The sequence below is a fragment of the Cupriavidus sp. CER-90 genome, from assembly GCF_057652055.1.
Map to the genome: position 1 here is coordinate 1,426,835 of NZ_JBYGYM010000002.1, position 15,797 is coordinate 1,442,631.

Here is a 15,797-nt window from a genome sequence, read left to right on the forward strand (position 1 = left end):
AGAATTTGGTAAGTGTTATTCGTCGCATGAATACGAAGACACGCACAGGGAGCTGCAAGCGCATATGGCCAAGGTATTCGTGATCGCAAACCAGAAGGGCGGCGTCGGCAAGACCACCACTACGGTGAATCTGGCCGCCGGTCTGGCCGCGCAGGAGCAGCGCGTGCTGCTGGTCGACCTGGACCCCCAGGGCAATGCCTCGATGGGCTCCGGTATCGACAAGCAGTCGCTGGAACACAGTGTGTACCAGGTGCTGGTGGGCCTGGCATCCGTGTCGCAGGCAACCCGGCGGTCCGAGTCGGGCCGCTACGACGTGCTGCCGGCCAATCGCGAACTGGCCGGTGCCGAAGTGGAGCTGGTGGAACTGGACCAGCGCGAGCGACGCCTCAAGCAGGCGCTGGCCGAAGTGGACGACCAGTATGACTTCGTGCTGATCGACTGCCCGCCGTCGCTGTCGCTGCTGACGTTGAACGGCCTGTGTGCCGCGCATGGCGTGATCGTGCCGATGCAGTGCGAATACTTCGCGCTGGAGGGGTTGTCCGATCTGGTCAACACGATCAAGCAGGTGCATGCCAACCTGAATCGCGAACTCAAGGTGATTGGCCTGCTGCGCGTGATGTTCGACCCGCGCGTGACGCTGCAGCAGCAGGTGTCGGCGCAGCTGGAGGCCCACTTCGCGGAAAAGGTATTCAAGACCGTGATTCCGCGCAATGTGCGGCTGGCCGAGGCGCCGTCATATGGCATGCCGGGCGTGGCATTCGATGCGTCCTCGAAGGGCGCCAAAGCGTATCTCGATTTTGGCGCGGAGATGATTGCGCGCGTACGCCAGCTCGGTTGAGCGGCACGAACAGACAGGGAAGGGTGGCGAGCATGGTGACCGCTAAAAAGAAGGGTCTGGGCCGGGGACTGGAAGCACTGCTCGGCGGGCCCGCCGAGATTGTCGAAACCGCAAAGCAGGAAGGCGCGCCGTCGGTGCTGGGCGTCAATCAGCTTCAGCCGGGCAAGTACCAGCCGCGCACCCGCATGGACGAAGGCGCGCTGCAGGAGCTGGCGGCAAGCATCCGCGCGCAGGGCCTGATGCAGCCGATCCTGGTGCGCCGCGTGGCCGAACCCGACCGGTACGAGATCATCGCCGGCGAACGCCGCTTCCGCGCGTCGAAGCTGGCGGGGCTCGACAAGGTGCCGGTGCTGGTCAAGGACGTGCCCGACCAGGCCGCCGCCGCGATGGCGCTGATCGAGAACATCCAGCGCGAAGACCTCAACCCGCTGGAAGAGGCGCAGGGCATCATGCGCCTGATCCGCGAATTCAGTTTCACGCACGAACAGGCCGCCGAATCGGTGGGCCGCTCGCGCAGCGCGGTCTCGAACCTGCTGCGTCTGCTGAACCTGGCGTCGCCGGTGCAGACCATGCTGATGGCCGGCGATCTCGACATGGGCCACGCGCGCGCGCTGCTGGCCGTGGACGGGGCCAACCAGATCACGCTGGCCAACCAGATCGTGAACAAGCGCCTGTCGGTACGCGAAACCGAGAAGCTCGTCGCCTCGACGCTGAAGCCGTTCGACCTGAAGTCGCTCAAGCAGAAGCAGGGCAACGGCACCCGCGATGTGGCGCGGCTCGAAGAGGAACTGTCCGACACGCTCGGGCTGGCGGTGCAGATCAAGCTCGGCGCACGCGGCAAGGGACAGTTGACCATCCACTTCACCAGCAACGACGCGCTCGATGGCGTGTTGATCCGCCTGCGCGAACCGGCGGCCAGCGCCTGATACCGGCCAGCGGGGTCGGACACGGGCGCCGTATACGTTTACCGGGGTTACGGCAATCGTTTTACCGATGAAATTGCCGGGCTGTCGGCATCGCGCGACAGCCCGCCGCCCATGCACCGTGTCGCGGCATGAATCTGCGCGATAACCGCACGGCCCCCCTGCGATGACCTTTCGGAATGCACGCCCTAACGGCTGCCAACGATGGCCGAACAGCCATCATGCACGCATTGGCGTGCGCAATCCAATTACGTTACGCATCATTGGCGCGCAATTTCGCACCATCCATCATGAACGCGTGATAGCAACCGTTGTGCGAAATTCCCTGCAAGCTAACTGAAAGCAGATTGACGCGTGTCGGCGATTGCTAATAGAATCGTGCGGTTTGAATTCTGGCCGGACCCAAAAAGTTCCGGCCTGGAACGAGGCCAGGCAGGTGGTGGTACGAGACCGTCAGCAGGAAAAATCGCAAGCCGGTACGGCATCCCGCGACAATCATCGAGACGATGGCTGGCGCGATGACTGGGATGATAGCGCCGCGCGCGAAGAGGAAGCTGTCGATCCGCTGTCGCGTGCCGAAGCGGTGAAGCTGCTTGGCGAGCGCGCGTTGCGTCCGTCGCGCATGACACCGGGCAAGGTCGTGCTGGCGCAGGTCGTCGTGACGCTGTTGTCCGCGATTGCCTGGGCGGTGTTCGCGCATGAGCATGCACCGTCGGGCTGGTCGGCCTTCTTCGGCGGCATGGCGTGTTTCGTGCCCAGCGGCTTCTTTGCGCTGCGTCTGTATATGTCGCGCAAGCAGCCGTCGGTCGGCGGCCTGGTGGCCGGCGAGGCGATCAAGGTCTTCGGCACGATGGCACTGCTGGTGCTGGTGATCGTGCTGTACCGGGATCTGCGCTGGGTGCCGATGCTGGTCACGTTCCTGTTGGCGCTCAAGACTTATTGGGTGGCGCTCGCGATCCGCTAAGCGGAGATACGCGAATCCCGTCGCCCTTGGCAATGCGTGAAGCAGGGCCACGGCGTGGGATTCGGTCTCAGATGAGGCACCCATCCGGAATATCAAGTGGTTTTACGCGCAGGGCGTCACAACCGTGAAGTGCTGCGTGAGTAAGGTTTTGCCCAGAACAATAGCGCGGGCTTGCCCAGGCGGTGACCGGTCATGTGACCGAAGGCCAGAGCAAGACGCATGCCGGGCGACCGCCAAAGCGGTTGCCGGAAACAAAGATTTCGCAATATACCGATCGTTTCGACATGTCAGCTGAAGCTACTCAAGGCGCTGGGCACACGCTCACACCCTCAGGCTATATCGCCGAACACCTGCAGAACTTTAATTCGGTCGGCGGCAAGCAGCATTCCGTCGTCGATTTCAGTGTCCTCAACTACGACACCGTGTTCTGGTCGGTGCTGTGCGGCGCCATCGCCGTGCTGTTCCTGTACATGGCCGCGCGCCGCGTCACGGCCGGCGTGCCGGGCCGCTTCCAGGCCTTCGTCGAAATGATTGTCGAGATGGTCGACGACCAGGCCAAGGGCATCATCCACGGCGACCGCTCGTGGATCGCTCCGCTGGCGCTGATGGTGTTCTGCTGGATCACCATGATGAATGCGATCGACCTGATCCCCGTGGACTGGGTCACCGGCCTGAACAACGTGCTGGGCATCTTCCACATCCATCTTCCGCACCACCGCGCGGTGGCCACGGCCGACCTGAACGGCACGCTGGGCATGTCGTGCTCGGTTCTGGTGCTGATGATCTACTACAGCTTCAAGATCAAGGGCGCGGGCGGCTTCATGCACGAGCTGTTCTCGGCCCCGTTCGGCGCCAAGTGGTACCTGGCCCCGTTCAACCTGATCCTGAACATCATTGAATTCCTGGCCAAGGCCGTGTCGCTGGGCATGCGGTTGTTCGGCAACATGTACGCCGGCGAACTGGTGTTCCTGCTGATCGCGCTGCTGGGTTCCATCTGGACGTTCAGCGCCGACCTGTCGGCACTGGGCTTCATCGGGCACGTGGTTGCCGGCACCGTATGGGCCATCTTCCACATTCTGATCGTGCTGCTCCAGGCATTCATTTTCATGATGCTGACGCTGGTGTACATCGGCCAGGCTCACGATCACCACTGATTTTCCGGTTCTTCGTTTTTTGGTTTTTTGGTTCTAAGTCTCTCTAAATTAAAGGAGTCATCATGCAAGCATATCTCGCCAACATCCAGGGTCTGACCGCAATCGGTATCGGCATCATCATCGGTCTGGGCGCTATCGGCGCCTGCCTGGGTATCGCCCTGATGGGTGGCAAGTACATCGAAGCCTGCGCACGTCAGCCCGAGCTGATGAACCCGCTGCAGACCAAGATGTTCCTGCTGGCTGGCCTGATCGACGCTGCATTCCTGATCGGTGTGGGTGTTGCAATGCTGTTCGCCTTCGCCAACCCGCTGCTGTCGGTCATTCAGTAAGTCTTTTCGGTCTGCATGATGCTGACGGGCGGCGTAGGCCTCAGTCCGATGGCCTGGCCGCCCTTGTGCATTTATCTGTAGTTTGATTACCGAAAGGAACACACCATGAATCTGAACGCAACGTTTTTTGCGCAGATGGTCGTGTTCTTCATCCTGTGGTGGGTTGTTGCCAAATTCATTTGGCCGCCGCTGGTGAAGGCGCTCGACGAACGCGCAAAGAAGATCGCCGATGGCCTCGCCGCTGCCGAAAAGGGCAAGGCGGAGCTTGAACTCGCCAACAAGCGTGTGGACCAGGCCATGGCCGAAGCCCGCACCGAAGGCGCACAACGCGTGGCCGACGCTGAAAAGCGCGCCCAGGCCGCCGCTGACGAGATCAAGCAGAACGCCCAGGCAGAAGCCGCACGCATCATCGCCCAGGCCAAGGCCGAGGCAGAGCAGCAAGTGACCCGCGCCCGCGAAACGCTGCGCGACCAGGTCGCCGTGCTTGCCGTGAAGGGTGCAGAGCAGATCCTCAAGCGTGAAGTGAACGCGCAGGTGCATGCAGACCTGCTCAATCAACTCAAGGCTGAGCTCTAATCATGGCTGAAACCGCAACCATTGCCCGTCCCTACGCTGAGGCGCTGTTCCGCGTCGCGAGCGAAGCCGGTGCAGGCAACCTGGGTGCATGGTCTGAACTGGTGTCGGAGATGGGGCAGGTTGCCGCCAACCCCGACATGCAGGCGCTCGCCACCGATCCGAACGTCCCGGGCGAAAAGCTCCAGGAACTGTTCCTTTCGGTGCTGAAGAGCCCGGTGAACGATGAAGCCCGTCGCTTCGTCAACCTGCTGGTGGAGAACAACCGCCTGACGGTGCTGCCGGAAGTCGCCGAACAGTTCCATGCGCTCAAGAATGCCCGCGAGGGTTCGTCCGACGTCGAGATCACCAGCGCATTCCCGCTGGACGATTCGCAGACGAAGGAACTGGTCGCCGCACTCGAACGCAAGTTCGGTCGCAAGCTGTACGCAAAGGTGGCGGTGGACCCGTCGCTGATTGGCGGCGTGAGCGTCAAGGTCGGCGACGAAGTGCTCGACACCTCCGTGCGCGCGCGCCTGGCTGCCATGCAAGCCACGCTGACCGCCTGACCGCAACGGCCGACGGATTGAAGAATTAGGAGCATTGTGATGCAACTGAACCCCTCAGAAATCAGCGAGCTGATCAAGTCCCGCATCTCGGGTCTTGGCGCCGACGCTGAAGTGCGCAACACCGGCACGGTGATTTCCGTGACCGATGGTATCTGCCGCGTGCATGGCCTGTCCGGCGTGATGCAGGGCGAGATGCTGGAATTCCCGGGTAATACGTTTGGCCTGGCACTGAACCTCGAGCGTGACTCGGTGGGTGCCGTGGTGCTGGGCGATTACGAACACATTTCGGAAGGCGATACGGTCAAGTGCACCGGCCGCATTCTGGAAGTGCCGGTTGGCAAGGAACTGCTGGGCCGCGTGGTCAACACGCTGGGTCAGCCGATCGACGGCAAGGGCCCGATCAACGCCAAGGAAACGGACGTGATCGAGAAGGTGGCACCGGGCGTGATCGCACGTCAGTCGGTGAGCCAGCCGGTCCAGACCGGCCTGAAGTCGATCGACGCGATGGTGCCGATCGGCCGTGGCCAGCGCGAGCTGATCATTGGCGACCGCCAGACCGGCAAGACCGCCGTGGCCGTCGACGCCATCATCAACCAGAAGGGCAAGGGCGTCTTCTGCGTGTACGTGGCAATCGGCCAGAAGGCTTCGACGATCTCGAACGTGGTGCGCAAGCTCGAAGAGCACGGCGCCATGGAATACACGATCGTCGTGGCAGCATCGGCTTCGGACTCGGCCGCCATGCAGTACCTGGCTGCCTACGCCGGCTGCACGATGGGCGAATACTTCCGCGACCGTGGTGAAGACGCACTGATCGTTTATGACGATCTGACCAAGCAAGCCTGGGCCTACCGCCAGGTGTCGCTGCTGCTGCGCCGCCCGCCGGGCCGCGAAGCCTACCCGGGCGACGTGTTCTACCTGCACTCGCGTCTGCTGGAGCGTGCAGCCCGCGTGAACGAAGATTACGTGGCCAAGTTCACGAACGGCGCCGTCACCGGCAAGACCGGTTCGCTGACCGCGCTGCCCGTGATCGAAACACAGGCCGGCGACGTGTCCGCTTTCGTGCCGACCAACGTGATCTCGATCACCGACGGTCAGATCTTCCTGGAAACCGACCTGTTCAACGCCGGTATCCGCCCCGCTATCAACGCCGGTATTTCGGTGTCGCGCGTCGGTGGTGCTGCCCAGACGAAGGTCATCAAGAAGCTGTCCGGCGGTATCCGTACCGACCTGGCCCAGTACCGTGAACTGGCTGCGTTCGCGCAGTTCGCCTCGGACCTGGACGATGCCACCCGCAAGCAGCTGGAGCGCGGCCGCCGCGTGACGGAACTGCTGAAGCAGCCGCAGTACCAGCCGCTGCAGGTGTGGCAACTGGCCGCGTCGCTGTATGCCGCGAACAATGGCTTCCTCGACAACGTCGACGTGAAGGACATCCTGCCGTTCGAAAAGGGCCTGCACGATCATCTGAAGACCAAGTTCGCCGACCTCGTCAACCGCATCGAAGATACCAAGGATCTGTCGAAGGACGACGAAGCCGCCCTGCGTGCCGCGATCGAGGATTTCAGGAAGTCCGCCGCGTTCTAACCGCGTGATTCCACGGACCGCGCCGTGGCTGCCGCAAGGCATGCGGCGCGGCACGAATGGAGAGGAAAGATATGGCCGGAACGAAAGAGATTCGAACCAAGATCAAGAGCGTGCAGAACACGCGAAAGATCACCAAGGCGATGGAAATGGTCGCCGCATCCAAGATGCGCAAGGCGCAGGAACGGATGCGCAACGCCCGTCCGTATGCTGAAAAAGTGCGCAATATCGCAGCGCACCTGGCCACCGCCAACCCCGAGTTCAAGCACCCGTTCATGGTGTCGCGCGATGTCAAGCGCGTCGGCATGATCGTGGTGACGACCGACAAGGGCCTGTGCGGCGGCATGAATACGAACGTGCTGCGAGCCGTGACCAATGAACTGAAGACCCTGCAGAACCGCGGCGTGGACGTGCAAGCGACCGCCATCGGTACCAAGGGCATGCAGTTCCTGGGTCGCATCGGCGCCAAGGTGGTCTCGAACGTGGTGCATCTCGGTGACACCCCGCATCTGGAAAAGCTGATCGGCGCGATCAAGGTCCAGCTGGATGCCTTTACCAACGGCGAAGTCGACGCGGTGTACCTGGCTTATACCCGGTTCATCAACACGATGAAGCAGGAGCCGATGGTCGAGCAACTGCTGCCGCTGGCCGCAGACAAGCTGAGCCAGACCGAAGATGAAAAGCGCGCCTACTCGTGGGATTACATCTACGAGCCCGACGCCCAGACGGTTGTGGAAGAGCTGCTCGTCCGCTACGTCGAGGCGCTGGTGTACCAGGCCGTGGCCGAAAACATGGCGTCGGAGCAATCCGCGCGCATGGTGGCCATGAAGGCGGCTTCCGACAACGCCAAGAACGTGATTGGCGAACTGCAGCTGGTCTACAACAAGACCCGCCAGGCCGCGATCACGAAGGAACTGTCGGAAATCGTCAGCGGCGCAGCTGCGGTCTAAGGCGTCAAGAATTCAAGCTATCGGAGATACGAAATGAGTATCGGAAATATTGTGCAGTGCATTGGCGCCGTGGTGGACATCGAGTTCCCGCGCGACGCAATGCCGAAGGTGTACGACGCACTCGTGCTCGAAGAGGGCAACGACAAGTCGTTCGCCGAGAAGGGTCTGACCTTCGAAGTGCAGCAGCAGCTCGGTGACGGCGTGGTGCGTACCATCGCCCTGGGCTCGTCGGACGGCCTGCGCCGTGGCATGTCGGTGAAGAGCACCGGCGCCCCCATCTCCGTGCCGGTTGGCCACGGTACGCTGGGCCGCATCATGGACGTGCTGGGTCGCCCGATCGACGAAGCCGGCCCGATCGCCGCCGATGAAAAGCGCGCGATTCACCAGAAGGCACCGAAGTTCGACGAACTGTCGCCGTCGGTTGACCTGCTGGAAACCGGCATCAAGGTGATCGACCTGGTGTGCCCGTTCGCAAAGGGCGGCAAGGTGGGCCTGTTCGGTGGCGCCGGCGTCGGCAAGACCGTGAACATGATGGAGCTCATCAACAACATCGCCAAGCAGCACAGCGGTCTGTCGGTGTTTGCCGGCGTGGGCGAGCGTACCCGTGAAGGGAACGACTTCTACCACGAAATGAAGGACTCGAACGTGCTCGACAAGGTGGCCATGGTGTTCGGCCAGATGAACGAGCCGCCGGGCAACCGTCTGCGCGTGGCGCTGACCGGCCTGACGATGGCCGAGCGTTTCCGCGACGAAGGCCGCGACATCCTGTTCTTCGTCGACAACATCTACCGCTACACGCTGGCCGGTACGGAAGTGTCGGCACTGCTGGGCCGTATGCCTTCGGCCGTGGGCTATCAGCCGACGCTGGCTGAAGAAATGGGCAAGCTGCAGGAACGTATCACGTCGACCAAGACTGGCTCGATCACGTCGATCCAGGCCGTGTACGTGCCTGCCGATGACTTGACCGACCCGTCGCCGGCTACGACCTTCCTGCACCTGGACTCGACCGTCGTGCTGTCGCGTGACATCGCCGCGCTGGGTATCTACCCCGCCGTCGACCCGCTCGACTCGACCTCGCGCCAGCTGGATCCGCAAGTCGTGGGTACGGAGCACTACGAAGTGGCCCGCCGCGTCCAGCAGACCCTGCAGCGTTACAAGGAACTGCGAGACATCATCGCGATTCTGGGCATGGACGAACTGTCGCCGGAAGACAAGCTGGCCGTGTCGCGCGCTCGTAAGATCCAGCGTTTCCTGTCGCAGCCGTTCCACGTGGCCGAAGTGTTCACGGGTTCGCCGGGCAAGTACGTGCCGCTGAAGGAAACCATCCGTGGTTTCAAGATGCTGGTGGATGGCGAGTGCGATCACCTGCCGGAACAGGCCTTCTACATGGTCGGTTCGATCGACGAAGCCTTCGAGAAGGCCAAGAAGCTTCAGTAAGCGGCGTCTTTCGTCTTGGCGCCAGGCGTGGCTGCCGTGCTCCGGCACGCGGCCACGGCCGGCGCGAAGGCGAAGATCGTGCTTCCTGATTTGCGGGAAGCCAACGCTTTCTGGAGAAAGGATCTTATATGGCAACCATTCTTGTAGACGTCGTCAGCGCGGAATCGTCGATCTTCTCCGGTCAGGCGAAGTTCGTGGCGCTGCCGGGCGAGACGGGTGAGCTGGGTATTCTGCCGGGCCACACGCCGCTGATCACCCGCATCCAGCCGGGTGCGGTGCGCATCGAGAAGGAAGACGGCAGCGAGGAATTCGTGTTCGTTGCTGGCGGAATTCTCGAAGTGCAGCCTCAGCACGTGACTGTTCTGGCCGACACCGCCATCCGCGGCAGCGACCTGGACGAAGCCAAGGCGCAGGAAGCCAAGCGCGCCGCAGAGGAACTGATGCAGAACCAGAGCAGCGATCTCGACCTGGCTCGCGCCCAAAGCGAGCTGGCCGTGGCCGCAGCGCAACTGGCTGCTATCGCCCGACTGCGTCGTAAGAAGTAAGCAAGGCACTGTAGTCGCCACGCTGTTGTTTTTTCGGCGTGGCAAATGAAAAAGGCAGCCAATCGGCTGCCTTTTTTTCTTCCGGACGCTATATTTCGTTGCCTGGACCACAAAAAAAAGCGCGCGGGCCGGGGAGGCTCCGCGCGGACGGGAAAATCCCTTCGAGGGGTCAATTCGAAGGAACGGGTTCGGTCCAGGTTTCACTGAAAAGCGCAGCGGACCGTCTTGTCCGCACCATCGGCGAGTTTCCAATCATCGGAACCTCAAGCCGCGCGCTACAGGTCTTCCTGGTGTCCGGATCAGTCGACGGTGCTCGGCTGGTCCGGATAAATCGGGGAACTGCTCAGGCTTTCTTCCACACCCCTTATTTTTCAAGGCTTTAGCGGCGGGGGTGCCTCACACCAAGCTCAGGTCTGTCAATGCATTGTGGGGGAAACTGCTGGGCATGGCAGTAACAAAATGTATCCTTTTGCAAGAAGATGAAAGCCCGCCCGGGAAAAATCCGGCGTTTTGGACACTTTTATTCGTATTTGAAAGCGTTTTCACGACACCGGCTGGCAATTTCTTTAGCCAGAAATGTTAAGACATTGTGTGCGTAGTGTACTGAATGCATTACGTTTTTTCGGCCGACGCTTAATACACTCCCCGCTTTCGTGGGGTGTCCGAAATGCAGCCGTGAAAATTGTGTTCGCTGGCGCATTGAGCGTTACGATTCGAAACGGTTCCAAGTGCACATTCCGACGCTGTCAACGAGACCCTCGCCGCGCGCGTCGCTGCCGCTACACTGGCGGACGTTCGTGATTCCGCTAGATTCCTCACCATGGCCATCGACCCCCAGCTGCAAGCCTATTACCGCCAGATGGCGGAACTGTATGCCGGCCAACCCGTTGCCGAGAGCCCCGTCGAGCGCCGTGCGCGTTTCGAGGATGCGGCCGCGCGCTCGCAGCTGCCGGACCCCGATGGGCTCGCGATCACCGAGATCGGTCTGCCAGTGGATGGCGCCGTGCTGCCCGTGCGGCTGTTCCGGCCCATGGATGCCGACCGGCCACGCCTGATCGTCTACTTTCACGGGGGCGGCTGGGTCGTCGGCTCGCCCGACACACACCACACGGTGGCCGCGTTGCTGGCGGCCGATACGGGCTGCGCCGTGGCCAGCGTCGACTATCGCCTGGCACCCGAACAGGCATTTCCCCAGCCTTGCGACGATGCCATTGGAGCGGTCCAGTGGCTTGCCGATGCACGCGAGCGCCTGGGCTTCGCGCCAGAGTTCCTGGCCGTTGCCGGGGACAGCGCCGGAGGCCACCTGGCCGCGGTTGCCGCCCGGCATCTCAACGACGCTGCCGGCCGTCATGTGGTCAACGCCCAGTTGCTGATCTACCCCGTCGCCGCACCCGTACTGACCACCGAAAGCTACCGCGCCTTTGCCGATGGCCCCGGCCTGACGCGCGATGAAATGGCATGGTTCTGGACCCAGTACATCGGCGCCGATGCCCTGGCGCTTGGCGCCGCGCAAGCGGACCCGCGCATTCACCTGATGGCCACGCCGCCGCGCCATGTGCCGCCGGCCAGCGTGGTCATCGTGGCGTCCAACGACGTGCTGCGCGACGATGGCCTGGCGTACGCCGATTTCCTGGTGCGCCACGATGCGCCCGTGGTCACGATCGAGGCCAGCGGCATGACGCACGGATTCGCCAGGCTCCAGCCCGACGCCCCGCGTGCGCGCGAGTGGATGCGGCGCGCGGCCCAGGCCTTCGTCGCCGCCTTCGACGAAATCTGACGGACGGGGCCGGAAGCTGGCGCGGATATGACGGCCATCAGCCTCGGGGGCGGCAGCTGGGGTCGGCGTTCCCGTAGAATGGCGGTCTTACGAGGATGACCATGACCGTACTGCAGAACGACACCTTCCTGCGCGCGCTGCGCCGGCAACCCACCGAATACACGCCGCTCTGGCTGATGCGTCAGGCGGGCCGCTATCTGCCCGAGTACAACGCCACGCGCGCTCGCGCCGGCAGCTTCCTGGGGCTGGCGAAGAACCCGGCATATGCCACGGAAGTGACGCTGCAGCCGCTGGATCGTTATCCGCTCGATGCCGCGATCCTGTTCTCGGACATCCTGACCGTGCCCGACGCCATGGGTCTGGGCCTGTCGTTCGCCCAGGGGGAAGGGCCGCGCTTCGCCCATCCGCTGCGTACCGAAGCCGACGTGGCCAGGCTGGCCGTGCCCGATATGTCGTCGCTGCAGTACGTATTCGACGCGGTCAGCGAAATCCGTCGTGCCCTGGTGCAGGACGGCGCCCAGCGCGTGCCGCTGATCGGCTTCTCGGGCAGCCCGTGGACGCTGGCTTGCTATATGGTCGAGGGCGGCGGTTCGGACGACTTCCGCACCGTCAAGGCCATGATGTACGGCCGGCCGGATCTGATGCACCGCATCCTCGAAATCAACGCGCAGGCCGTTTCCGCCTACCTGAACGCCCAGATCGAAGCCGGCGCGCAGGCCGTGATGGTGTTCGACACCTGGGGCGGTGCGCTCGCCGACGGCATGTACCAGACGTTCTCGCTCGCCTATATGCGGCGTGTGCTGCAGGGGCTGAAGCGCGAGCACAACGGCCAGCAGATTCCGGTCATCGTGTTCACGAAGGGCGGCGGCATCTGGCTGGAGCAGATCGCGGCGATCGAGCCCGATGCGATCGGGCTGGACTGGACGGTCAATTTGACCCAGGCGCGCCGTCGCACGGCGGACAAGGTTGCCCTCCAGGGCAACATCGACCCCACCGTACTGTTTGCATCGGAAGCGGCAATCCGGGAACAGGTGCGCGGCGTGCTCGACAGCTACGCGGCAGGTGGCGGCAGCGACGGCCATGTGTTCAACCTGGGACATGGCATTTCGCAGTTCACACCGCCCGAAAATGTTTCGGTGCTCGTGGATGAAGTGCACAGTCACAGCCGCAAGCTGCGGGCTGCAACGGTTGCACCTGTCGCCTGACCGGCCGGTTACCTCGCGACGCAACGATGTGATGGGTATCTGCCGCGCGGTGCCGCGGCAGGCGCAGCGCGCGTCCTGTCAAGTAAACTATTTAGCGATATTTCGCCAAAAAGGTGCCAGGGGCTTGCTGTCAAGGCTTGACTTATGCACACCGATAGGTTTGCGGCACTGCACGAGCGGGTAACCCCTTAACTCAGTTGGGGGGTCTTTGCAAGTCCTTGATTCATAAGGCTTTGAATGTTCTGCAAAGGTGGTTGCAAGGGCGATGAAAGCCTTGTGCCAAGCGCCTTGCCGGGTAGTCGGTGCGACTTTTCAACAAAGTTATCCACAGGGCCGATTGGGAGGATGGAAAACCATCCGTGGATCATCGACTTAGGGTCACATTTGAAGTTTTACTTTAAGTTGATGTTGCGCCGCACACAGACATTCGTCTCCCTTCCTGACCTCATGCGCATGCACAAGATCAGCGCAAACGGGCTGCACCATGCAGGGGGCTGCGCATGACCCCGGACATGCCGGAAGCCGCTGCCGACGCCGCGTTCGTGGCGTCTTCCCCACAGCCGTCCTTGCGCCCCATCGTCCGTGTCGCACTGGATACCCCGGCCGACGACTGCTTCGACTATCTGGCCGACGACGGCGTGGAGCCCGGCCAACTCGTGGTGGTGCCGTTTGGCCGGCGCCAGGCGGTCGGTGTGGCCGTCGCGCGTGTGGACCACTCCGACGTGCCCGAAGACAAGCTGCGCCCCATCGTGCAACGAAACGACTGGATGCCGCCGCTGAGCGCCGAATGGATCGCCTTGGCCCGCTTCGCCGCACGCTACTACCATCGCAGGCTCGGTGAAGTGATGCTGCCTGCGCTCCCGCCGTCGCTCCGGGAGTCCGACACGTGGGACCGCCTGGGACAGCGCGCACGCACCACGCAGTACCGGGTACGCCCGGGCCACGCCGAAACGCTGCGCGAGGCCGCCCCGGCGCGCGCGCGCACCGTCCGTGCGCTGGCCGATGCCCTGATCGATACGCAGGACTGGGTACGCCTGGCTGACGCCCGCGAACTGTGCACGGCGGCGCCGGCACGTCTGGACGAATGGACCGCGGCCGGCTGGGTCGAATGCATGCATGCCGACCGGCCCGTGCTGGAAACAGATACGACCCGCGCGCCATCCGTGGCGCCCACCCTGCACGCCGAGCAGCAGCAGGCGGTGGACGCCATCGCGGCGGCGCAAGCCTACGCGGCTTTCCTGCTGCACGGCGTAACGGGAAGCGGCAAGACCGAGGTCTATCTCCATGCCATGGCCCAGCGGCTTGCCGCCGATCCCACGGCCCAGGTGCTGATGCTCGTGCCTGAGATCAATCTCACGCCTCAGCTGCAATCGCGCATCGCCGAACGCTTTCCCCATCTGCCGCTGGCGGTGCTGCACAGCGGATTGGCCGATCAGGAGCGCAGCCTGCAATGGCTGGCGGCCCATCGCGGCGAGGCACGCATCGTCCTGGGCACCCGCATGGCGGTGATGGCGTCGATGCCGCACCTGAGCCTGATCGTGGTCGACGAGGAGCACGATACGTCCTACAAGCAGCAGGAAGGCCTGCGGTACTCGGCGCGCGACCTCGCCGTGTGGCGCGCCAACCAGCTTGGCATCCCCGTGGTGCTGGGGTCGGCCACGCCTTCGATGGAGACGTGGTACCGGGCGGAGCAGGGCGCGTATCGCAAGCTGGTGTTGCGCGAGCGCGCCCAGGCCGATGCGGCGCTACCGGCCGTGCGGCTGATCGACCTCAACCACGAGCGGCAACGGCAGCGCGCCCTGTACGAAGGGCTGTCGGTGCCGCTGCTCGATGCCATCCAGCAGCGCCTGGACCGTGGCCAGCAAAGCCTGCTGTTCCTGAACCGGCGCGGCTATGCGCCCGTGCTGGCGTGCGACAGCTGCGGCTGGCTGTCCGGTTGTCCGCGCTGTTCCGCGTACCTGGTGCTGCATCGTCCCGAGCGGCGCCTGCGTTGCCACCACTGCGGCCTGGAATCGCCGGTGCCACACCACTGCCCGGACTGCGGCAACGTGGATATTGCGCCACTTGGACGCGGTACGCAGCGGATCGAGGAGTCCTTGGCCGCGCGCTTTCCCCAGGCGCGTATCGCCCGCATCGACGCCGATTCCACGCGCCGCAAGGGCAGTGCCCAGGCGATGTTCGACGAGGTGCATGCCGGCGAGGTCGATATCCTGGTGGGCACGCAGATGGTGGCCAAAGGACACGACTTCCAGCGCGTGACGCTGGTCGGTATCGTCCACCCCGATGCCGCGATGTTCAGCCACGACTTCCGCGCGGCCGAGCATCTGTTTGCGTCGCTGATGCAGGTGTCCGGCCGTGCGGGCAGGGCGGGGCTGGGCGGCGAAGTCATGATCCAGACGCGTTACCCCGATGCCCCCGCATTGCAGGCGCTGGCGCGCCATGACTATGATGGATTCGCGGCCAGCCAGTTGCGCGAGCGGCGGCAGGCCGGGTTGCCCCCGTTTGCCTACCAGGTATTGATTACCGCCGAGCACGGCCAGCTGGAGCGGGCCCTGGCGTTCCTGCAGGCGGCGCGCGAACAGGCCGACGCCTGTTCGATGGCACCCGAGGTGCAACTGCACGACCCGGTGCCGATGTCGATGGTCCGGCTGTTCAACAAGGAACGCGCTCAGATGCTGGTGGAAGCCGGCTCGCGCCCCGTCCTGCAGCGCTTTGTGAGTGAGTGGGTGTCAACTTTCGAAGAAGTCGGCGCGCGGGTGAAGAGCGTGCGCTGGCAGTTGGAAATCGATCCATTGCGGATCTGAGGGCCCGCCGTCCCGCGCCGAAAATGTTGCGTCAGTGCAACCTTCTTGCGGCGGTGGAACTAAGTGGTTGCACTAGGTTGCACCTAGTAAATCTCCGAGAGTAAGATCGCGCCAGCCCCGCAGTCTGGCCCCCTACGCTTGCGCGTGTCGCCAGGACTGCCAACCGTCTTAC

The 15,797-nt window shown here is 63.3% G+C and carries 14 protein-coding genes; all 14 read left to right on the forward strand.

What is annotated here, in order from left to right; translation table 11 throughout:
* Nucleotides 1-64: 64 nt before the first annotated feature.
* Nucleotides 65-838: a ParA family protein gene (locus AC24R4_RS17080; RefSeq protein WP_400393388.1), complete on the forward strand. Its 774-nt coding sequence runs from the start codon at nucleotides 65-67 to the stop codon at nucleotides 836-838.
* Between the two features lie 32 nt (nucleotides 839-870).
* Entirely contained in the window at nucleotides 871-1,764 is an 894-nt protein-coding gene (locus AC24R4_RS17085; protein ID WP_400393390.1) for a ParB/RepB/Spo0J family partition protein, read from the forward strand.
* A 433-nt stretch (nucleotides 1,765-2,197) separates the two neighbouring features.
* Entirely contained in the window at nucleotides 2,198-2,725 is a 528-nt protein-coding gene (locus AC24R4_RS17090; RefSeq protein WP_400393392.1) for an ATP synthase subunit I, read from the forward strand.
* A 284-nt stretch (nucleotides 2,726-3,009) separates the two neighbouring features.
* Nucleotides 3,010-3,879: a F0F1 ATP synthase subunit A gene (gene atpB / locus AC24R4_RS17095; RefSeq protein WP_400393394.1), complete on the forward strand. Its 870-nt coding sequence runs from the start codon at nucleotides 3,010-3,012 to the stop codon at nucleotides 3,877-3,879.
* 62 nt (nucleotides 3,880-3,941) lie between these two features.
* Nucleotides 3,942-4,208 carry a F0F1 ATP synthase subunit C gene (atpE, locus tag AC24R4_RS17100; protein WP_008650162.1) on the forward strand — a complete coding sequence of 89 codons (267 nt, stop codon included), beginning with the start codon at nucleotides 3,942-3,944 and terminating at the stop codon, nucleotides 4,206-4,208.
* Nucleotides 4,209-4,313: 105 nt separating this feature from the next.
* Nucleotides 4,314-4,784 (forward strand): F0F1 ATP synthase subunit B, encoded by a 471-nt coding sequence (locus AC24R4_RS17105; protein WP_029051304.1) that lies wholly within the window; start codon nucleotides 4,314-4,316, stop codon nucleotides 4,782-4,784.
* Between the two features lie 2 nt (nucleotides 4,785-4,786).
* Entirely contained in the window at nucleotides 4,787-5,329 is a 543-nt protein-coding gene (locus AC24R4_RS17110; protein ID WP_153946336.1) for a F0F1 ATP synthase subunit delta, read from the forward strand.
* 39 nt (nucleotides 5,330-5,368) lie between these two features.
* Nucleotides 5,369-6,910, forward strand: a complete 1,542-nt coding sequence (atpA, locus tag AC24R4_RS17115; protein ID WP_029051302.1) for a F0F1 ATP synthase subunit alpha — start codon at nucleotides 5,369-5,371, stop codon at nucleotides 6,908-6,910.
* A 71-nt stretch (nucleotides 6,911-6,981) separates the two neighbouring features.
* Nucleotides 6,982-7,857 carry a F0F1 ATP synthase subunit gamma gene (atpG, locus tag AC24R4_RS17120; RefSeq protein ID WP_400393397.1) on the forward strand — a complete coding sequence of 292 codons (876 nt, stop codon included), beginning with the start codon at nucleotides 6,982-6,984 and terminating at the stop codon, nucleotides 7,855-7,857.
* A 33-nt stretch (nucleotides 7,858-7,890) separates the two neighbouring features.
* Entirely contained in the window at nucleotides 7,891-9,294 is a 1,404-nt protein-coding gene (gene atpD / locus AC24R4_RS17125) for a F0F1 ATP synthase subunit beta (protein WP_029051300.1), read from the forward strand.
* 128 nt (nucleotides 9,295-9,422) lie between these two features.
* Nucleotides 9,423-9,839 carry a F0F1 ATP synthase subunit epsilon gene (locus AC24R4_RS17130; RefSeq protein ID WP_029051299.1) on the forward strand — a complete coding sequence of 139 codons (417 nt, stop codon included), beginning with the start codon at nucleotides 9,423-9,425 and terminating at the stop codon, nucleotides 9,837-9,839.
* An 820-nt stretch (nucleotides 9,840-10,659) separates the two neighbouring features.
* Entirely contained in the window at nucleotides 10,660-11,616 is a 957-nt protein-coding gene (locus AC24R4_RS17135) for an alpha/beta hydrolase (protein WP_487523387.1), read from the forward strand.
* A gap of 101 nt (nucleotides 11,617-11,717) precedes the next feature.
* On the forward strand, nucleotides 11,718-12,821 hold the full coding sequence (gene hemE, locus AC24R4_RS17140) for a uroporphyrinogen decarboxylase (protein ID WP_400396623.1): 1,104 nt from the start codon (nucleotides 11,718-11,720) through the stop codon (nucleotides 12,819-12,821).
* A 512-nt stretch (nucleotides 12,822-13,333) separates the two neighbouring features.
* Nucleotides 13,334-15,625: a primosomal protein N' gene (locus tag AC24R4_RS17145; RefSeq protein ID WP_487523964.1), complete on the forward strand. Its 2,292-nt coding sequence runs from the start codon at nucleotides 13,334-13,336 to the stop codon at nucleotides 15,623-15,625.
* Nucleotides 15,626-15,797 lie beyond the last annotated feature (172 nt).